The following is a 20,261-nucleotide window of genomic DNA, read 5'->3' on the forward strand; positions in this document are numbered from 1 at the left end:
TAATCCCAGTTTCCCGAGGCTATCCCCATGTCAAAGGTAGGTTACTCACGTGTTACTCACCCGTCCGCCGCTAATCCAATTCATCTTCATCCCGAAGGAATCTGTCGAATTTTCATCGCTCGACTTGCATGTGTTAGGCGCGCCGCCAGCGTTCGTCCTGAGCCAGGATCAAACTCTCAATTAAAATTTGATTTGCTCAGTCAATTCTCACTGACTTTATTTCCGCTAAGCATTTTTGCTTGTTTGCTTATTCTTTCTCTTACACTATTTAATTATCAAGGTTGTTCGCTGCTTTAAAACAGCTTATTTATTATATTATGTCTACTCTTTAATGTCAACATCTTTTTTACTTTTTATTTAAAGTTTTTTTATTTCTTTTAAACTTCTCTTTAAAAAGTTTTGCCGTCTCTTTGACAGCTTTATAAGTATATTCATTTTCAACTCTTTTGTCAATACCTTTTTTAATTTTTTTATTCATTTATTTTTCTGCTAATAAAATGGCGTAAAATTCATGACTTTTGAATATCTTAATTTCATTTAAAATTATGGAAACAAACCTTATCTTTAAAAAATAAATCTATAACTTTTTGCATTTTTATACATCATTTGCAAAAAATCATAGATTTATTTTAGGTTTTTTATAAATAGTAGCTAATAGCCACTTCACTTATTTACTTTATATTTCTAAAAACTCCATAGCATATTGGAATGTTTTTATTTCTCCATTTAGCTTCATATTCTGTAACTATATTTTCAGGATATTCTTCTAACTTCATATCAAAATCATATTTTTCAATAAGAAAAGAATTTTCTTTAAAATACTCTAGTGATTCCTCAAAAAAACTTCTGTCATCAGTTTTTAAATATATCTCAGAATTATTTGCAAGTATATTTTTATATTGCACTAATTGTCTAGGGTGAGTTAATCTTCTCTTTTTATGTCTATTCTTAGGCCAAGGATTACAAAAGTTAATATATATTCTATTCGCCTCATCTTCATCAAAGTATTGAGAAATTTTTTCTGCATTTATTGGAAGTGCTCTAACATTTTCCAGCTCTTCTTCTTGTATCTTTCTACAGGCGTATACAAAGGCATTTGTATCTTGTTCTATTATTACATAGTTAATATCCTTATTTCTCCTTGCAAGTTCAGAAATAAAATGACCCTTCCCTGCTCCAATTTCCATGTGAATCCCATTTGTATTTTGAAATACTTCTTGCCAATTCCCTCTATATTCTTCACCTTCAAAATATACATAGGGATTTTCTTTCATTTCCGGTACTGCCCAGTGTTTTTTTCTAAGTCTCAATATTATCACCTAACTTCAAAAAGGGCTGCTAAGCAACCCTTTTAATTTATATCTTTAATAATTTTAATCTTCTTCTACTTTTTCAGATCCTATTGGCTTCATTGTTGGGAAAAATACTACATCCCTAATACTTGGTTGATCTGTTAACAGCATGATCATTCTGTCAACGCCTATTCCCAAACCACCTGTTGGAGGTAGCCCCACTTCAAGAGCATTTACAAAGTCACTGTCCATTGGATGAGCTTCGTCATCTCCAGCTTCTTTTTCTCTTACTTGCGCTTCAAATCTCTCTTTTTGATCTATTGGATCATTTAGCTCTGAAAAGGCATTTGCAAATTCCCAAGTGTTAATAAATGCTTCAAATCTATCTGTAAGTCTTGGGTCTTCAACACTTCTCTTTGCAAGTGGAGACACTTCTACCGGATGCTTTAATACAAATGTTGGTTGCACTAGTGAGCTTTCGCAGAATTCTTCAAATACTTCAGCTATAATTCTTCCTCTAGTCCAATTTTTATCTACTTCAAGTCCCTTTGCCTTAGCTATTTCAATCGCTTCTTCATCTGTGTTAATTTCATTAAAATCTATACCTGTTATTTCCTTAATAGAATCTATCATTGTAATTCTCTTCCAAGGAGCTTTTAAGTCTATTTCTATTCCTTGGTAGTTAATTTTTGTAGTTCCATATAAAATAAGAGCTGCATTTTCAAAAAGCCCTTCAGTTATTCTCATCATCTCTTCATAGTCTACATAGGCTTGGTATATTTCAATATTTGTAAATTCTGGATTGTGTCTTGTATCCATTCCTTCATTTCTAAACATCTTTCCCATTTCATAAACTTTATCCAATCCTCCAACTACAAGGCGTTTTAAATACAGTTCATTTGCTATTCTAAGTTGCATGTCTAAATCTAAAGTGTTGTGATGAGTTATAAAAGGTCTTGCATTTGCTCCTCCGGCAACAGTGCCCAAGATAGGAGTTTCAACTTCTAAAAATCCTCTTTCATCAAGATAATTTCTAATTGACTTTAAAACTTTAGTCCTCTTTATAAATACTTCTTTTATTTCAGGATTTACAATTAAGTCAACATATCTCTGTCTATATCTTAAGTCCGGATCTTTAAGACCATGAAATTTTTCTGGTAGAATTTGAAGTGATTTAGAAAGCAGTATAGTATTTTCAGCTCTAACTGAAATTTCTCCAGCTTCAGTTTTAAATACTTCTCCCTTAACTCCTACAATATCTCCTATATCAAATCCCTTAACTTCTTCATAGTTTTCAAGAAGAATATCTTTTCTAGCAAAGATTTGAATTCTTCCCTCATTGTCTTGAATATCAAAAAAAGCAATTTTTCCATGACGTCTCTTACTCATTACACGTCCCGCCACTGAAACCTTCTTTCCTTCAAATTCTTCAAAGTTGTCTTTTATTTGAGTAGAATATTCTGTAACGTCATATTTAGATATTTCGTAGGGATTTCTACCTTCTTCTTTTAACTCTTTTAATTTTTGCCTTCTAAGCAAAAGCATTTCATTTAGTCTTTTCTCATCAGCTTTTTGCATATCTGCCTCCTATAAAGATATTCCAAGTACCTCATACTTAACTATTCCAACAGGAGCTTCAACTTCTGCAACTTCTCCTATTTTTAAGCCTATTAATTTTGAACCTACAGGGCTTTCATTAGAAATTTTACCATCTAAAGGATCTGCTTCTGCTGACCCAACAATTAAAAATTCATTTTCTTCACTGTCAGATAAATCTTTGACCTTTACCCTACATCCTATATTTACTTTTTCTGTAGTAATATCTTTTTCATCTATTACTTTTGCATTTCTAACCATCATCTCAAGTTTTGCAATTTTTTCTTCAACTTGAGCTTGTTCATTTTTAGCTTCATCATATTCAGAGTTTTCTGATAAATCTCCATAGCCCAAAGCTATTTTTATTCTTTCAGAAACTTCTTTTCTTCTTACAGTTCTTAAAAATTCTATTTCTGATTCTATTTTTTCTAAACCTTCAGCAGTAAAAAAAATATCTTTTTCCACTATTTTTCTCTCCCTTGTATATAAAAAATAAGGTGTACTACACCTTTTCAGCTACACCTAAAGTCTAAATCATTATAGTTAAATAATATATTATTGTCAAGTATATTCCTATATTTGAGCCATATAACCAGTTAAAAGCTCTTCTATTTCAGGAAGGTTTGACAATTTGTTTAGTTTATCCCTTAAATCCTTAGATCCTTTCATTGACTTTAAATAACCCACAAAATGTTTTCTCATCTCTACAATGCCATGCTTTTCACCCTTGTATTCACATTCTAACTTTAAATGCTTAAGCGCCATTTCAACTCTTTTTTTATTTGTTGGTTCCGCATAGTCTAAGTTGTTAAATTTCTTATAGATTTCATCAAATATAAAGGGATTTCCAATGGCTCCTCTTCCTATACTAATACCATCTACTCCTGAGTAGTCCATTTTTCCCAAGGCATCTTCATAGTTTGAAATGTCTCCATTGCCTATTACGGGAATTTTAAGTTCATCTTTCACTGACTTAATATATTTCCAGTCTGCACTTCCGCGATAGTACTCTTCTCTAGTTCTTCCATGAACTGTAACAAAACTAATACCCGCTTTTTCAGCAAGCTTTGCAACCTCCATTGATGAAACTCCTCTTATTCCCTTTCGGATTTTTATAGATACTGGCTTTGTAGAATTTCTAACTGCCTGCTTCATTATTTCGTAACATAGTTCCGGTTGATCCAGAAGAGCCGACCCATTGTTGTTTTTAACAATTTTAGGAGCAGGGCATCCCATATTTATATCTACTACCTTAAAGTCCAGCTTATTTAATTCACTTTTAATTACATATCCAATAATATCGGGATCATCTCCAAATATTTGAACTGCTACATTTTTTTCTCTTGGAGATATTTTAAGAAGTTGTGACGTCTTTTTATCTCCATAGTAAAGAGCCTTTGCACTAATCATTTCAGTAACAGTCATATGTGAATTATACTGTGTACATATTTCCCTATAGGCCATATCTGTATAACCTGCAAGGGGCGACAGTACCGCCCCATTAAATTTTTCTTCCAATTAAATCTTCCTTGTTCATATCATATATTATCTTTAACCCGTGTAGAGTTAAAAACTTATCTATTACAAATTCATATTTTGAATCTGTAGTCAGTAAATTTGCAAAACCGCCTGTGGAAATTAAATTGATGTCATCTACAGTAATTCCTATTTCATCTACTATCTTTTCTATAATGCCATCAATCATAGATGTAAAACCATAGTATAGCCCAGCTTGCATTGCATTAATAGTATTTGTAGCTATTACCTTATTTGCCTTTACTATCTCTATTTTTGGCAGCTTTGAAGTCCTCATAAACAGTGCCTCAGCAGAAATTCCAATACCAGGTAATATCAAGCCACCTAAATAATTGTTCTCGTGGTCCACAACGCAAAATGTCATTGCAGTTCCAATATCTACAATAATACAAGGTCCTCCATATTTATTAACGGCACCTACTGAATTTACTATTCTATCTGCTCCAACTTCATTTGGATTGTCATATTTTATATTTAATCCAAATTTCAAACTCTGATCCACTACAACAGGCCTAATATTAAAGTACTTTATTACCATACTAGGTATTGTGTGCATTAAGTTTGGAACTACTGAAGATATTATTACATTTTCTATGTCATTGGGACTTATGTTGGCATGTGAAAGCGTATTGTAAAATAACATCCCATATTCGTCAGAAGTTCTTGTCTTTACGGTTGATATTCTAAAATCGTGAACTAATTCATCATTTTGGTAAACACCAAAAACTATGGTGGTATTTCCTACATCAATAACTAATAGCATTTTTTCTCCCTCGAGTTTTTTTATTTATACAAATCTTTTTTACTCTATTTTCTCTAATTATAAATTCATGTCCCATTATATGTTTTATATAGACTTTTTTCAATAATACTTACTATAAAAAATCTTCTATTTTCATATTTTCTACTATTATTTAATTTTAAGCTCTTTACTTTTAGGTCTTCTGTATTAAAAATTTGTTTCTAAACCCATTAATACTACTATATGTTAGTTAGTACTCTACCCTTTATTTTTCTAAATAAACTTAATTTTTATTTTCCTTGAAATATATACCCAAACTATAGTAAACTCAATTCACAATTAATTTAGTTAAACTTTAAATATTGCCATTTTACAATTTCAAAGTTTTTATTAATAGATGATTAAAATATAATATTTCTTTGAAAAATCTGGTATAATAAATAAGATTAAGGAGGTTAACTCATGAATAAAACGCATAAACGTAGGAAAAAAAGTTTTTTTCATTTTTCTAGTTTTGTTAAAATACTTTTAATTATAATTTTAATGATTATTGTATTAATGGGGACATTTGCGGCGACATATGTACTAGCAGTACTTCAAGATGCTCCAAAAATCGACCCAGAAAACTACCGTAGTCAAATTAATGAAACATCAAAAGTATATTCTGATGATGAACAATTAGTTGAAACCCTTGTATTAAATGAATTTTCCGAATATGTGGAGCTTTCAAAAATCCCAAAGGATTTACAACATGCTGTAATAGCTATTGAAGATGAAAGATTTTATAGCCACAACGCCGTTGACTTTAAGAGAGTCGCAGGAGCTCTAGTTCACGATATAAAGACAGGAAGTCTTCAACAAGGTGCTTCAACACTTACAATGCAACTTGCAAAAAACCTATACACCGGATCTCAAAAGAGTTTAGAGAGAAAGTTAACAGACGTATACTATGCCTATGCATTGGAAAGCGAACTAACTAAAGACCAAATTTTAGAGGCCTATTTAAACTCGGCAGGTTTCTCTAAGGGAACTGTTGGAGTTCAAGCTGCAGCTAAAACTTTTTTTAACAAAGATGTATCTGACTTAAATTTAGCAGAATGTGCACTTGTTGCAGGAATTACCAATAGACCTGAAAAATATTCTCCATATAATACAGAAGTTATATTACCAGAAGATGATTTGGAAAATATACAGTTAATTTTAACACCTGTTAGCAGTGAATTTGTAAATTCAGAAGAAGTTTTAAATATTGCAAACAGTTTGCATGAACTTGGTAAAATAGATTCCTTTGACTTATCTCAAATTCAAAAAAACCAAGTTACGCCTGTAAAAGCAGTCTTTAATCCAACTTCAAAAGAACGCCAAACTCTTATATTGCAGTTGATGTTAAAACAAAAATATATAACTCAAGAACAATATGACGAGGCTCTTAACACACCTATCGTTATAAATCTTGGAGCTAGGAACGAAAAGGGAATTTCTTCATTTTTCGTAGATGAAGTAAAAGAAGAAACCAAATCCATATTAAAGGACTTGGGCTATTCAGAAGAAGATGCCAATAACAAACTCTATTCAGGAGGATTTAAAATTTACTCTTCTATGAATGTTGAAATTCAAAAACACATGGATGAAACTGTTTCTAATGCAAGTTTATTTCCCGGAAACTATATCAATGATGAGGGAATTCCTCAGCCACAAGTGGCCTCAGTTATTATGGACCCTCACACAGGAGAAGTAAAAGGACTCATTGGTGGTAGAGGAATATCAGGAAGTGCCAACTTAAATAGAGCTGACGAACCAAGACAACCCGGTTCCAGTATTAAACCTATCTCCGTATATATGACAGCCTTTGAAGACGGAGCAACTATTGGAGACGTATATAAAGATGCACCTATAGGCTCTATATCTCCAGCATATAAAAAATGGAACCCTAAAAATGTTGGTTCTTACAGAGGATGGACTACTATTAGAAACTTAATTAAGTACTCTTCAAATGTTGGTACTATACAAGTTGCAAGAGATATTGGCTCAGATAGAGATGCTGCTGCCAATACAAAAAACACTTTTTCTAAGGCTGTTGACGAACCAAAGGCAGCACAAATGATTATGGACAATTTAGAAAACATTGGAGTAACTACTCTAGATAGAGAAAATGATGCAAACTTCAGTGCACTTGCACTTGGAGGTATGACAAATGGAATTTCACCACTGGAAATGGCAGGAGCATATACACCACTTGCCAATGAGGGGATTTATGAAAAGCCTACATTTGTAAATAAAATAGTCGCTCCTTCAGGAGATACTATTTACGAGAAAAAAGATGAAGGTAAAAAGGCAATGTCAAAAGAAAATGCCTTTATCCTAACTACTGCCCTAGAGGATGTAGTTAAGTCAAGTACAGGAACCAGTGCAAACTTTTCTAAAATGAGTATTGCAGGTAAGACCGGAACTACGAATCAACAAAAAGAAGTTTGGTTTGTGGGATACACTCCATACTATGTATGTAGTGTATTTATAGGAAAAGACCAGAAAGAACAAAATCAAAACTTGCGTTTTCCTTCTTCTGTTGCCGCAAAACTTTGGAGAGAATTTATGCAACCAATTCATGAAGACCTTGAAAATAAAGAATTTGAACAACCTGAAAATGTTGTTAAGAAATATATAAAGGGATCCGGACGATCGGACTACTTCGTGGAAGGTACAGAGCCACACTTTACAAATAAACTATACTGGGGTAGTGAATCCACTACAACTAAATCAACTAAAAAAGACAGTGATGACTCTGATAAAGATAAAAAAAGCGATTCAAAAAACAACAACAATGAAAAGCCTAAAACATCTACAAAGTCTTCAAAGTCAAATAATTCCGACTATAGAACGGGTAATATAAATTAAAAAAACTCTTCTCAAGTTTAAACTTGAGAAGAGTTTTTTTAATTTTTAAAATATTAAATAAGCAGCTGCTATTATTATAGGCAGTGTAACTAATGTCCTTTCAATGTATATAATAAATAAATCTAAAAATCCAATGTCAATTTTAGATCCTAGAATTACAGAGCCTGCCTCCGATAAATATACCAGTTGCGTCACTGAAAGTGTAGCAACTATAAATCTAGTCATCGCACTGGGAATAGTTGCTCCTATTACAGATGGAATAAACATATCTGCAAATCCAACCATAACTGTTTTCGAAGCTTCCACTGCGTACTCAATGTTAAAAAATTGATAAATCGGAATAAAGGGCTTACCTAAAATTTCAAATATAGGTGTATATTCTGCTATTATAAGTCCCAAAGTTCCAAAAGCCATAATTGATGGAAGAACTCCAAGCCACATATCTAAAACGGTTTTTACCCCATTATTTATAAAATTTCTAAGGTCAAAATTTTCTTCAGCCTTTTTTACTGCAAGTTCTAAACCCCAAGTTCTAGAAGTGTAACCTTCCGGAATATCTTCACCTAAATCTTTCTTTACACCTTTGTAGTATGTATCTTTTTTCTTAGAAAGAGGTGGTATTCTTGGAAGAATAAGTGCAGCAACAATACCGGCAACTAAAATAGTTAAATAATAAGGTGCAAATAAATACACCAAGTCCACTTGAGATAGTACTACAAGACAAAATGTAATGGATACTGCTGAAAAAGTGGTGGCAATAACTGCTGCCTCTTTAGTTGTGTAATACCCTTGTATATATTGCTTATTAGTAAGCGCAACACCTATTGTTCCGTCTCCAACCCATGATGCAATACAATCAATAGAACTTCTTCCCGGAAGCCCGAAAAGAGGTCTCATAACTCTTGTAAGCATAGCTCCTACGAATTCCAATAGTCCAAAGTCTGTTAACAGCGGCAAGAAAAACCCCGCAAATAAAAACATAGTAAATAGAGTACATATTAAGTCAAATAAAATTAAAGCTCCAGTATCTTCAGACCTTACAAATTCAGGCCCAATATTAAAATAGACCATATATACAAATACTAAACCCATTAGTCTAATTGCTATCCAAAAATTTGAAGCATGACAAATACTTTTTAAAAATGAATTATTCTTTAAAACATCAGGTTCCCAAATCTTATAAACTAAAGTCAAAACCCCTGTAATTGTTATTAGTATTAAAACCATAGTTGGTATGTAATCCATTAGTGCATCAACTAACTTTCCAGCTAACAGTGCAACTGCAATTGTCGTTTCTCCTTCATAACTAAAGGGAAACATTAAAAACATTATCCCTAAAATAGATGGGACTATAAATTTCAATATCTGTGTAGTGCTAAACTTTTTCTTTTGCCCGTCCACAAAATTCCTCCTTGTATAAGTTCACTTATAATATTATGCTTTACTATATTAATTTTAACGTATATTTCTTTTATTGTAAATTTATAATTACTTTTAAATGCTTATTAAACCAAAAAATAGGGAGATAAATTTCATCTCCCTATACTTTAATCTTCTTCAGTTTTTTTTATTATCTCTTTAGCTTCTTCTGAAAGGTCAGATTCTTCTATTTTTTCGTCTATATCATATTCTGTCTTTTCAATTTCTTCACCTTCAAAAATTTTTTCAAACTCTTCTCCACTTATTGTCTCTTTTTCTAAAAGTGCATCAGAAACTCTTATTAACTTATCCATATTTTCTGAAAGGAGTTTTCTGGCTTTTTCATAGGCTTTACTAATAAATCTTTCAATTTCTTCATCTATATCTGCTGCTGTCTTTTCTGAATAGCCTTTGCCTTTTCCCAAATCTCTTCCAACAAATATTTCATTTTCTTCTGAGCCAAAGTTTATAGTTCCAAGTTTGTCACTCATACCATATTCAGTTACCATTGACCTTGCTATTTGCGTAGCTCTTTCAATGTCGTTTGAAGCTCCTGTAGATATATCATCTAGTGCCAATTCTTCAGCTACACGTCCACCTAATAGAGAAACTAATTTGCCCTCCATTTGCCTTTTCGTTATAAAGCTGTTATCTTCATCTGGTAAATATGCTGTAAATCCGCCGGCCATTCCCCTTGGAATTATTGTAATCATGTGAACTGGATCTGAATTTGGAATACATCTGGATACTACTGCATGACCTGCCTCGTGAATTGCTGTGAGCTTTCTCTCTTTTTCTGTAACTATTTTAGATTTTTTCTCAGGTCCAGCTTGAACTTTTATTGAAGCTTCATTTACATCTTCCATATAAATTTTATCTTCATCCCTTCTAGCTGCCAATAGTGCTGACTCATTCATTAGGTTTTCTAAGTCTGCCGGAGTAAAACCTGGAGTTCTCTTTGCAATAACTTTAAAGTCAATATTCTCAGCCAGTTTTTTATTTCTGGAGTGAACTTTTAATATATCTTCTCTTCCTCTAACATCTGGAAGTCCAATGTAAACTGTTCTATCAAATCTACCAGGTCTTAAAAGAGCCGGGTCTAATATATCTGCTCTATTTGTAGCCGCCATTACTATAACGCCTTCATTTGAGCCAAATCCATCCATTTCTACTAGCAATTGGTTTAGTGTCTGCTCTCTTTCATCGTGTCCTCCACCTAAACCTGCTCCTCTTTTTCTACCTACAGCATCAATTTCATCTATAAATATTATACACGGTGCATTTTTTTTGGCATTTTCAAATAAATCTCTTACTCTACTTGCACCTACACCAACAAACATCTCCACAAAATCTGAACCACTCATAGTAAAAAACGGAACTTTAGCTTCTCCTGCAACTGCCTTTGAAAGGTATGTCTTTCCAGTTCCAGGTGGCCCTACCATTAAAACTCCTTTTGGAATTCTTGCTCCCATTTCTACGAATTTTTTAGGACTTTTTAAAAAATCCACAATTTCTCCAAGTTCTTCTTTTTCTTCAACTAAACCTGCCACATCTTCAAATGTAACTTTTTTACCATCTTCATGGTCTACCATTTTAGCTTTGCTCTTGCCAAAGTTGTTCATCTTAGAACCACCACCTTGACTTTGTTGCATAAATTTAAACCAAACAAATACAAGTAGTCCAATTAAAATAATATTTGGTATCCAAGTTATATAAAATGGAGTTTCTACATAGGCAGTATATGTTACTTTTATTTCCTTGCTATCTACCTTATCTTTTAAATAACTATTGTAAAAATCCATTTGACCAGACTCTGGCACTACAGCTGTATAGGACTTATTATTCTTTGTCTCATAAATTGCATTGTCACCATTAAAATTAACAGATTTAATATTATCTTCATTTATTTCTTCAACAAATCCCGTCATTGACTGTTCCGGTATACTCTCAGCAGGTGGATTAAACACTTTTATACCTATTAATACAAGCATTATTAACAGCAGGTAAAAAGTTACTCCACCAGTCTTCCTATTCAAATAGCATCACTCCTTAATTATATTATTATAACACATCTTAATTATTTTTTATTTATAAACTTCTTCAGAAAGTATTCCCACAAAAGGTAAGTTTCTATATTTTTCATTGTAGTCCATGCCATATCCCACTACAAACTTATCATCTACTTCAAATCCAACGTACTTTGTGTCCACAAAAACTTTTCTTCTCTTTGGCTTTGTGAGTAGAGAACAAATTTCTATTGACTTAGCCCCTCGTTTTTTTAGTACTTCTGTTAAATAAGAAAGTGTAAGGCCTGTGTCTATAATGTCTTCAACTATTAATACATCTCGTCCTTCAACTCTAAACTCTAAGTCTTTTAAAATTCTAACTTCTCCTGAAGTAGTTGTTCCCTCGTAACTTGAAACGTCCATAAAATCAATTATTATAGGCAAGTCTATTCTCTTTATAAGTTCTGCCATAAAGGGTACAGCTCCTTTTAAAATACCTACTACTAAAAGTTCTCCTTCATAGTCTGCTGTAATTCGCTCACCTAATTCTCTACACTTTTGCATAACTACTTCTTCTGAATAGAGAATTTCTTCAATTTCTTTCATCTATTTCCTCCAAAATTATATTCATTATTTTTCTAGTATTCCTATCTACGCTATACATTTCACTTAATCTATAAGGTGAAACCCATATAATATTTTCATCGTCACAAATTATGGGAACAAAATTCCTCTTGGTTCTGTCAATTTTCTCATCTATAAAATAATCTTTTAACTTTTTGTTGTTTTTCATTCCAAAGGGCATAAATTTATCGCCACTTCTCTTGTTTCTAATATACAACTTCCCCTTTATCTTCTCTTGGTCTATTGATATCATGTTGTCGCTTACTCTATAAGAGCTGTTACTTTTTATCCTTATATTGCCTAGCTCTGTATCATTTAAGCCCTCACTTAATTCAATTGGACCAAATTCAACATCTTCATCTTCGCTCTTTATAAATAAACTGTCATAGGAAATTTCAATACTTGTATTTTTAGGCAATGTAACTCTTGATGATGTACTGTTTTTTATAATTTCAACAGTGTCTAAGATGTTCTGCTTTGAAAGTCCATCAATATTTCCCAATTCCAACCTTAAAAATTGTCTTACTACTTCACTTGTAAAATAATCTCTTTCACTTTTAAGTCCCTTTACATTTAAAACACTGTTTTTATAATTGTTTTTTATATACTCGTCAACTTTTGATTTAACATATAGATAATTTTCTGTTGAAATTTCAGAAAGTCTTAAAAGTGAATCAATAAATCCACTGTTAAAGTGTTCTTCTATATAGGGAATTACATTTAATCTTATTTTATTTCTAGCATATATTGTCTGGTAATTTGTCTCATCTTCAACGTATTTAATTTTATTTTCTTCAATATAGCTAATAATTTCAAATCTTCTAATATTTAACATTGGTCTGTATAGCCCATCTGAAACAAAGCTCATTGAGCTAAGCCCTTCAATTCCAGTTCCTCTAATAATTCTCTGAAGAACTGTCTCTGCTTGATCATTTGCATTGTGTGCTAAAAAAATTTTACCATGCTTTTTAGAGAGCTTTCTAAAAAATTCATACCTTAAATTTCTTCCCGCCTCTTCACTGGACAACTTATGCTCTTTGGCATACTCATTCATATTTACTTGTATGGTCTTTACCTTTAGCCCCAAGTCCTTTGAAGTCTTTAATACAAAGTCTTCATCTCTTTTTGCCGTATCCCTTATGCCATGATTCACATGGGCAACTAAAATTGTGAGATTAAACATCTCCTTTATGGCATATAAGTTATGAAGCAGGTATATCGAGTCTGCTCCTCCTGATACACAAGCTATTACTTTATCATTTTTTTCCAGCATATTAAATTGTATTATATTATCTAAAAACTTATTATCTACATTCATATATTTTTCCCAACATATATTTTTTCAAAAAAATAAAGGTCATCCTAGATGACCCTATAATTACTATTTATTCCTTCTCTGTCCGGCCATTTTTGAATTTTCTCTTGACCTAGCTTGCTCAAATTTCTCATTTGAATCCTTTAAAAACTTAGATAATTTATCTTCAAAAGACGCATCATCATCTCGTTTTGACTTTTCAAATTCAGCAGGTTTTGTACTCTTCTTTTGAGCTTGTTTCATTGAAAGATCAATCTTTCCCTTTTCATCAATGGACAATACCTTTACTTTAACTTCCTGACCTTTTTTTAAAAAGTCATTAATATTTTCCACATATGAATCAGAAACTTCTGAAATATGTACTAATCCACTTTTTCCCTCTGGTAAATTAACAAAAGCGCCAAACTTTAAAATATTTGTCACTACTCCATCAACTATCTGTCCTACAGCTAATGCCATAAAAATAACTTCCTCCCGTTAATTCGATTCTAAAAGATTATCCTTTTCAGAACTCTTATCCTTATCAACATATATAACTTCTCTCGGTTTGACCATGCCAAACTCTTTTCTTGCCACTTCTTCAATAAATTCTGGAGTTTCAGAATTATCTATTTCACCTTGCAGTTCTTCAATATCCTTTTTTAAAGTTTCTATTTCCCTAGTATTTTCAGATATTTCAGATACCTTTTGGCTTCTCAACGAAATAGACCTGCTTATTACCACAGCCCCATAAATCATCGCTGCAAATATAATTATTGAAAAAAGTATAGGAAAGGTTCTTTTTCGTTTCATAATCAATAACCTCCAAATTAATTATGGCATTTTAACTACTATTTTTCAAGAGCAATCTCTTATAAAGTAAAAAAATTATTCCAATATTTCATAAAGAGAAGTTGCTTCTGACTTATTTACGTTTTCTCTTACTTCTAAAACTTTAGCCTTAAATGCCCTATTTCCAAAATCTATTTCTAAAATGTCACCAATTTTTACTTCATCACTGGGTTTTACAACCTTAGAGTTTATTTTTACTCTGCCCGCTTCACTGGCTTCCTTGGCTACAGTTCTCCTTACAATAATTCTTGATACTTTTAAAAACTTATCTACTCTCACTTAATTCTCCTAAATTAAAAAGAGGAGCTCCGCTCCCCAATTTTTTACTTATTAACAGCTTCTTTAAGAGCTTTTCCTGCTCTAAATACAGGAGCCTTTGATGCTGGTATTTTAATAACTTCTTGTGGATTTCTAGGGTTTCTACCTTCTCTAGCTTTTCTTTCTCTTACTTCGAAAGTTCCAAAACCTACTAATTGTACTTTTTCACCATTTGCTAATGCTTCTTCAACTGATGCTAAAAAACCATTAAGTGCTACTTCTGCGTCTTTTTTAGTTAAATCACTCTTTTGTGCTATGCTTGCTACTAATTCTGATTTGTTCATTTAATTTCCTCCTTATAATTAATTTATCGACTTTAGTATTTCCTTTGCCTCGTTATATAATTTATCTAAACTAGGTAAATCTAAGGCTGTTAAATTTAAATTTCGCTGCGATGCTAATTTACTCATTATTGAAAATCTATTTACAAACTTATCTACTGTAGAATTTAAAACATCTTTTACATCTAATTTTAAAAATCTACACAAGTTCAAGCAGGTGAAAATTAAATCTCCCATTTCTTCAGATATTTCAACTGGATTTTTTTCTTCTAAAGCTGACTTTAACTCGTCTAACTCTTCAGCTACTTTTTCCAGAACACCTTCAACGTCATTCCAAACAAAACCAATAGAAGTAACTTTGTCAATAACCTCTACTGTTCTCTTAATAACTTCTGTATCACTGTCTATTAGTTCGTCGATAAACTCTTTATTGTTTATTTCTTCAAGACTATTGTAATTATACCCTATGTCATTTATTTTTTCCACACTTAATTTGTGAAAATCCCTGTTTTCCTCAACTTTTTTGTACATTTCATCAAATATTTCATAAATATAGTAAGAACCCTCTCTATTTATTTCAATAATTTTATTTAAAATATTTAAAGTACTATTTAGGAAATTATCAAATTCATCTTTTCCGGCACTGTGCTTAATATCTAGCTCATTTTTTTCCAGTAGTGTAACTATATCACTTAAACTTTTTATTTCCTCTGAGCTGGGTATATAAATTGCCGTTTGATGGTTTATATTGTCAACTCTATCTAATTCAAAAATTGGAATATAATTTACATCTTCACTTTTAAGTCCCGCATCTGTCACAAGGTATATATAGTATTCATCGGAGTATATCTCTGAAAGTGACAATTTTAAATCTACTGCAATTCTCCTGTTATAAACTTGAGTTATTAAGACGTCACTGTGAACATTAATATATAAGGGGTTAAAGTCATCGCCATCTAGTAGAATTAAAGCTCTTGAAGGGTCTCTTTTTACCGCTCTTAACATTGGCTCTATAAAACTCATTCCCATGATTAAATTGTAGTCCTCTGTTCTTTCTAAGAGCTTCACTACAGTTCTCTCGGCTATTAGGGGATTCCCCGGAACAAAGTAATTTATGTCACAATCTTTAGATTCTCTAAGTAAAATATCAACGATTTCATCATAGACTTCTTCAAAAGAAGCCTTTGTTTCATATAAGTAGTCAAAGGTACTGTACTCAATATCTTTTTCAGAAAAGTACTCCATTGCCTCGTGTTCTTTAGTTCTTGCAAAGTTTTTATTTCCATTAGCTATTATTTCAACTGCCTCTAGAGTTAGACCGTATTTGTCTGTCGCTCCAAGACCAACTATATTTATCAAAATACCACCTCTCCTCAATTTTAATTATACTAACCTGAAAAGTAAAGAACTTCCAACATTAAAAGCTTAACTCCCAGTTAATTATATGAACTATTATTTAATATCTATTCAATTGTATGGTTCTTACTACTTTGATAAAATAAAGTTACTTAGAAAGGGTGATTATATGAAAATCAATGAAATTATAAAAATGAAGAGATTAGAACTTGGCTATACTCAAGAGCAAGTTGCAAATTTTCTCGGAGTTTCAACCCCTGTAGTTAGCAAGTGGGAAAGTGGAGTTACTTACCCCGACATTACAATTCTTCCACCCCTTGCAAGACTTTTAAATACTGACTTAAATACACTGCTCTCATTTAAAGACGACTTATCAAAGGAGGAAGTTACAAATATTTTAAATAAGACCTTTGAAATTATAGAAAAGAAAAACTATGCTACTGCCTTTAATTATGCCATGGATATTATTAAAGAATATCCCAACAGTGAGCTTTTAATTTTAAACTTAGCTTTAACTTTAGACGGAGCACTCACTCTTTTTGTTGTTGAAAATCAAACTGACTATAAAGAAAAAATAGAATTAATATATGAAAAGTTAATTGAAAGTACAGACTCTGCAATAAAAAGCGAAGCTCTTCCCATGGTAATATCTAAGTATATGCAGGAAGAAAACTACGACAGAGCAGAAGAACTAATTAATGCTCTTCCAATTCCAAATACTAGAAATAAAAATTTTTACTTAACAAAATTATATTTTCAAAAAAACAATTTTAGTGAAGCCTCTAAATTACTATCAAGTGAATTAATACAATCTGTAAGCGATGTTCAAAGTGTACTTTTAACTATGATTCAAATAGCTCTAAAAGAAAATAGAATTGAAGACGCTAGATTATATGCAGACTCATATAAAAATATAAATACAGAGTTTGACTTAATGAAATTTATATCTTACACACCTTATCTTGAAATAGAAATACATGAAAAAAATAAAGAAGCTGCCCTATTGCTGATTAAAAGTATGCTGAAATCTTTAGAAGAAAATTGGGATACAGAAAATTCTCCATTTTATAAATTTTTAAATTCTAAAAACAATGACACTGAAAATTTTATTTCGAAATTTGTTCCCACCATAGTAAATGGCTTTGAAACAGAAGAAGAATATAATTTTTTAAGAGAAGACAGAGAATTTATAAAATTAATTGAAAATTACAAGAAAAAATATAACTTAGAGTGAAATACCGGATTTTCTAAGTAGTAATTAAAGTTTTAATATAAAACCAAAAAAGTAGACATATTTTTATAAATGTCTACTTTTTTCATTTCTATTTGTTTTTACATTTCATTTAACAGTTTTTTAATGGACTCCACAGTTATTCCAAAGTATTTAAATACTTCGCTTCCTGGACCTGAAGCTCCAAATTCATCTATAGATAAAATTTTCCCCTCATCACCGGAATATTTTTCCCAACCAAATGAAGTAGCCGCTTCCACAACTATTCTCTTCTTGCAATTTAAAGGTATAATTTTTTCTTTATAGTCTTTGCACTGAGCTTCAAATAGTTCTCTTGAAGGCATACTAATAACTCTAACGCCCTTTTCATCTTTAGCTGCTTCCACAGCAAGTCCGACTTCTGAGCCAGTTGCAATTATTAGTTTTTCTAAATCTCCCTCTTCTCTCTTAACTACATAGGCACCCTTTTGCGCTTCCATAGAAGAGCCCTCAAGGTTCTTTAAAGTCTGTCTTGAAAGTATTAGACAAACTGGTGTAGAATCAGATTTCATTGCCACTGACCAGCCTACAGCAGCCTCTAAAGCGTCTGCTGGCCTATATACAATGTTATTTGGAATAGATCTAAGCATGGCAAGTTGTTCTATAGGTTGGTGTGTAGGTCCATCTTCACCAACTCCAATAGAGTCATGTGTCAATATAAATATTGATGGCAAGTGTTGAATTGCACTTAATCTTATAGCCGGTTTCATATAATCTGCAAACACTAAAAATGTTGAACCATAACTTTTTAAACCGCCGTGAAGCATAATGCCATTTACTATTGCAGTCATTGCATGTTCTCTAATTCCAAAGTTAATATTACTTCCCTCTGGAGTTTCTGCACTAAAGTTTCCGGAATTGTTCATATGTGATTTATTTGAAGGTGCAAGGTCTGCACTTCCTCCAAACATAAGGTCAAATTTTTCAGCAATTCTATTTAGTGCCTCACCTGAGGAAGCTCTTGATGCCATATCTTTATCAAATTTATAAAATTCCTCATCTTCTAAAAATTCTAAGTCAAATTTATTATTAAAAGAATTTACTAATTTTTTATATTCTTCAGGATAATTTTTTTCATATAACTTTTCAACTCTCTTATTTTCTTCATACTTAAATAAAAGGTCTTTATTTATTTCTTCGAAGTGTCTCTTTACATCTTCTGATACATAAAAGTCTTTTTCAGGCCATTCGTAAAACTTTCTAGTTTCTAAAATACCCTCTTCTCCCAGAGGTTCTCCATGAGCTTTTGAAAGCCCTTCTCTTGGTGAGCCATATCCAATTTTAGTATCTACCTTTATAAGTGTCGGCTTTTTTTCATCTGCCTTTGCCTCATTTAAAGCATCTGTTATTTCTCTAATGCTATTTCCGTCTTTAACTTCCAATACCTGCCAGCCTAATGCCGCATATCTAAGCATTACATTTTCTCTAAATGCCAAGTCAGTGGAACCCTCTATGGTAATGTTATTTGAATCATATAGCACTATTAACTTACCTAGTCCCAAAGTTCCTGCAAGGGAAGATGACTCATTGGATATTCCCTCCATTAAGTCGCCATCTCCACAAATTACATAGGTGTGGTGATTAATTATCTCAATGTTTTTATTGTAGATTGCAGCTAAGTGTCTTTCAGCCATTGCCATTCCCACTGCAACTGAAATACCCTGTCCCAGTGGTCCTGTAGTAGCTTCTACTCCGGCAGTGTGTCCATACTCTGGATGACCTGGTGTCTTTGAATTTAATTGTCTAAAATTTTCTAAATCCGAAATTTCCAAACCATATCCAAATAAGTGTAATAGTGAGTACAACATACTGGAACCATGTCCTGCAGATAGCACAAATCTATCTCTATTAATCCACTTTGGATCCTTTGGATTGTGATTCATATTTTTCCAAACTACATATGCCGCAGGTGCTGCTCCTAGCGGAAGCCCCGGATGTCCTGAATTAGCTCTTTGTACTTGATCCACCGAAAGCATTCTAATAGTATTTATACATTTTTCTTCAATATTCAAAGTATTCCTCCTTATTTAACAGAATCTCTATCTAGCAAAATTGAAACTAAAAATTTTGGAATTGCAATTTGTCTCTTTATTCTAGATGGATTCGTAACTAATCTATAAAACCACTCCAAATTTAATTTTATAAAAATATCAGGCGCTCTTTTTGATTCCCCTGCCAATATATCTATTACCCCGCCGTTTCCAATTATTAGTTTGGATTTTAATTTTTTAGCATTTTCTTCCATCCACAGTTCCTGCTTTGGATACCCCAATCCCAAAAAAATTATATCCGGTTTTAGTTCATTTATTTCTCTTATTACTTCTATTTCTTCTTCATGATCTTTTATTCCAAGATGAGTTCCCTTAAAATATCCATGGTGATAGCCCACTACATTTAAATCAGAATACTTTTCCCTTAAATTTAAATATGCCTTTTCTACTACTTCCGGCTTTGTTCCAAGCAAATACAGACTATATCCCTCTTCTCTGGCTATATCTATTAACTTCATAGATATATCAAAGCCTGTTACTCTTTCCTTTAAAGGTTTTTTTCGTATTTTTGCTCCATATATGAGACCTATTCCATCAGGTACCGATAAATCTTTAGTATTTAAAATTTCTCTTAATTCAGGATTGTTTTTAGCGTCCATAACTATTTCAGTATTTGGTGTGACAACTGTGTGCATTTTATCTTCTTTTAAAAAACCTTTAATTATATCTATAGCTTCATTAAAATTTACATTGCATATATCTACGCCAAAGATACTGACCTTATCCATA

General features: G+C 32.1%; 19 protein-coding genes and 1 rRNA gene. 2 read left to right on the forward strand and 18 right to left on the reverse strand.

Going from position 1 to position 20,261, the window contains the following annotated elements; translation table 11 throughout:
• From BUB47_RS03775 to BUB47_RS03800, 7 genes are all read right to left on the reverse strand, one after another.
• A 16S ribosomal RNA gene (locus tag BUB47_RS03775) occupies positions 1–184 on the reverse strand; the annotation flags it as partial.
• A gap of 162 nt (positions 185–346) precedes the next feature.
• Positions 347–478 carry a hypothetical protein gene (locus tag BUB47_RS10170; protein WP_268761871.1) on the reverse strand — a complete coding sequence of 44 codons (132 nt, stop codon included), beginning with the start codon at positions 476–478 and terminating at the stop codon, positions 347–349.
• A 193-nt stretch (positions 479–671) separates the two neighbouring features.
• Positions 672–1,310 carry a tRNA (guanosine(46)-N7)-methyltransferase TrmB gene (gene trmB, locus BUB47_RS03780; protein ID WP_073183921.1) on the reverse strand — a complete coding sequence of 213 codons (639 nt, stop codon included), beginning with the start codon at positions 1,308–1,310 and terminating at the stop codon, positions 672–674.
• 63 nt (positions 1,311–1,373) lie between these two features.
• On the reverse strand, positions 1,374–2,870 hold the full coding sequence (gene lysS / locus BUB47_RS03785) for a lysine--tRNA ligase (protein ID WP_073183923.1): 1,497 nt from the start codon (positions 2,868–2,870) through the stop codon (positions 1,374–1,376).
• A 9-nt stretch (positions 2,871–2,879) separates the two neighbouring features.
• On the reverse strand, positions 2,880–3,353 hold the full coding sequence (gene greA / locus BUB47_RS03790; RefSeq protein ID WP_073183925.1) for a transcription elongation factor GreA: 474 nt from the start codon (positions 3,351–3,353) through the stop codon (positions 2,880–2,882).
• A gap of 108 nt (positions 3,354–3,461) precedes the next feature.
• A complete protein-coding gene (dusB, locus tag BUB47_RS03795; RefSeq protein WP_073183927.1) occupies positions 3,462–4,406 on the reverse strand; it encodes a tRNA dihydrouridine synthase DusB in 945 nt (314 codons plus the stop codon).
• Complete coding sequence (locus BUB47_RS03800) at positions 4,390–5,187, reverse strand: type III pantothenate kinase (protein WP_073183929.1); 798 nt, start codon at positions 5,185–5,187, stop codon at positions 4,390–4,392. The genes dusB and BUB47_RS03800 overlap by 17 nt, the downstream gene beginning before the upstream one ends.
• Positions 5,188–5,628: 441 nt before the next feature.
• Between BUB47_RS03800 and BUB47_RS03805 the strand changes: the two genes are divergently transcribed.
• Entirely contained in the window at positions 5,629–8,061 is a 2,433-nt protein-coding gene (locus tag BUB47_RS03805; protein ID WP_073183931.1) for a transglycosylase domain-containing protein, read from the forward strand.
• Positions 8,062–8,106: 45 nt separating this feature from the next.
• On the opposite strand, the gene BUB47_RS03810 is transcribed toward BUB47_RS03805, so the two are convergent.
• From BUB47_RS03810 to BUB47_RS03850, 9 genes are all read right to left on the reverse strand, one after another.
• Positions 8,107–9,462, reverse strand: coding sequence for a YjiH family protein (locus BUB47_RS03810; protein ID WP_073183933.1), 1,356 nt, complete (start codon positions 9,460–9,462; stop codon positions 8,107–8,109).
• A gap of 146 nt (positions 9,463–9,608) precedes the next feature.
• Positions 9,609–11,516, reverse strand: coding sequence for an ATP-dependent zinc metalloprotease FtsH (gene ftsH, locus BUB47_RS03815; protein ID WP_073183935.1), 1,908 nt, complete (start codon positions 11,514–11,516; stop codon positions 9,609–9,611).
• Positions 11,517–11,564: 48 nt separating this feature from the next.
• On the reverse strand, positions 11,565–12,092 hold the full coding sequence (hpt, locus tag BUB47_RS03820; protein ID WP_073183937.1) for a hypoxanthine phosphoribosyltransferase: 528 nt from the start codon (positions 12,090–12,092) through the stop codon (positions 11,565–11,567).
• Positions 12,079–13,428, reverse strand: coding sequence for a tRNA lysidine(34) synthetase TilS (gene tilS, locus BUB47_RS03825; protein WP_073183939.1), 1,350 nt, complete (start codon positions 13,426–13,428; stop codon positions 12,079–12,081). Before tilS ends, hpt begins: the two co-directional genes overlap by 14 nt.
• 63 nt (positions 13,429–13,491) lie before the next feature.
• On the reverse strand, positions 13,492–13,884 hold the full coding sequence (locus tag BUB47_RS03830) for a S1 RNA-binding domain-containing protein (RefSeq protein ID WP_073183940.1): 393 nt from the start codon (positions 13,882–13,884) through the stop codon (positions 13,492–13,494).
• A gap of 18 nt (positions 13,885–13,902) precedes the next feature.
• The gene (locus BUB47_RS03835; RefSeq protein WP_073183942.1) at positions 13,903–14,217 is read right to left on the reverse strand and encodes an FtsB family cell division protein; all 315 of its coding nucleotides are present in this window, start codon (positions 14,215–14,217) and stop codon (positions 13,903–13,905) included.
• A 75-nt stretch (positions 14,218–14,292) separates the two neighbouring features.
• Entirely contained in the window at positions 14,293–14,535 is a 243-nt protein-coding gene (locus tag BUB47_RS03840; protein ID WP_073183944.1) for an RNA-binding S4 domain-containing protein, read from the reverse strand.
• Between the two features lie 44 nt (positions 14,536–14,579).
• Positions 14,580–14,858, reverse strand: a complete 279-nt coding sequence (locus BUB47_RS03845) for an HU family DNA-binding protein (RefSeq protein ID WP_073183946.1) — start codon at positions 14,856–14,858, stop codon at positions 14,580–14,582.
• Between the two features lie 18 nt (positions 14,859–14,876).
• Entirely contained in the window at positions 14,877–16,214 is a 1,338-nt protein-coding gene (locus tag BUB47_RS03850; RefSeq protein ID WP_073183948.1) for a MazG nucleotide pyrophosphohydrolase domain-containing protein, read from the reverse strand.
• A 166-nt stretch (positions 16,215–16,380) separates the two neighbouring features.
• On the opposite strand from BUB47_RS03850, the gene BUB47_RS03855 reads away from it, so the two are divergent.
• Positions 16,381–17,445: a helix-turn-helix domain-containing protein gene (locus BUB47_RS03855; protein ID WP_073183950.1), complete on the forward strand. Its 1,065-nt coding sequence runs from the start codon at positions 16,381–16,383 to the stop codon at positions 17,443–17,445.
• Between the two features lie 98 nt (positions 17,446–17,543).
• On the opposite strand, the gene tkt is transcribed toward BUB47_RS03855, so the two are convergent.
• Together tkt and BUB47_RS09880 are read right to left on the reverse strand one after the other, a co-directional pair.
• Complete coding sequence (gene tkt, locus BUB47_RS03860; protein ID WP_073183951.1) at positions 17,544–19,493, reverse strand: transketolase; 1,950 nt, start codon at positions 19,491–19,493, stop codon at positions 17,544–17,546.
• Between the two features lie 11 nt (positions 19,494–19,504).
• Positions 19,505–20,260, reverse strand: coding sequence for a WecB/TagA/CpsF family glycosyltransferase (locus BUB47_RS09880; RefSeq protein ID WP_073183953.1), 756 nt, complete (start codon positions 20,258–20,260; stop codon positions 19,505–19,507).
• Position 20,261: the final 1 nt, after the last annotated feature.

It is taken from the genome of Anaerosphaera aminiphila DSM 21120 (assembly GCF_900129925.1).
Classification (GTDB): domain Bacteria; phylum Bacillota; class Clostridia; order Tissierellales; family Peptoniphilaceae; genus Anaerosphaera; species Anaerosphaera aminiphila.

Coding starts and splice junctions, on each gene's coding strand:
- BUB47_RS10170 (WP_268761871.1), bottom strand. CDS start 478: ATGAATAAAAAAATTAAAAAAGGTATTGACAAAAGAGTTGAAAATGAA.
- BUB47_RS03835 (WP_073183942.1), bottom strand. CDS start 14,217: ATGAAACGAAAAAGAACCTTTCCTATACTTTTTTCAATAATTATATTT.
- BUB47_RS03855 (WP_073183950.1), top strand. CDS start 16,381: ATGAAAATCAATGAAATTATAAAAATGAAGAGATTAGAACTTGGCTAT.
- BUB47_RS03830 (WP_073183940.1), bottom strand. CDS start 13,884: ATGGCATTAGCTGTAGGACAGATAGTTGATGGAGTAGTGACAAATATT.
- lysS (WP_073183923.1), bottom strand. CDS start 2,870: ATGCAAAAAGCTGATGAGAAAAGACTAAATGAAATGCTTTTGCTTAGA.
- BUB47_RS03800 (WP_073183929.1), bottom strand. CDS start 5,187: ATGCTATTAGTTATTGATGTAGGAAATACCACCATAGTTTTTGGTGTT.
- hpt (WP_073183937.1), bottom strand. CDS start 12,092: ATGAAAGAAATTGAAGAAATTCTCTATTCAGAAGAAGTAGTTATGCAA.
- BUB47_RS03805 (WP_073183931.1), top strand. CDS start 5,629: ATGAATAAAACGCATAAACGTAGGAAAAAAAGTTTTTTTCATTTTTCT.
- BUB47_RS09880 (WP_073183953.1), bottom strand. CDS start 20,260: ATGGATAAGGTCAGTATCTTTGGCGTAGATATATGCAATGTAAATTTT.
- BUB47_RS03845 (WP_073183946.1), bottom strand. CDS start 14,858: ATGAACAAATCAGAATTAGTAGCAAGCATAGCACAAAAGAGTGATTTA.
- tilS (WP_073183939.1), bottom strand. CDS start 13,428: ATGAATGTAGATAATAAGTTTTTAGATAATATAATACAATTTAATATG.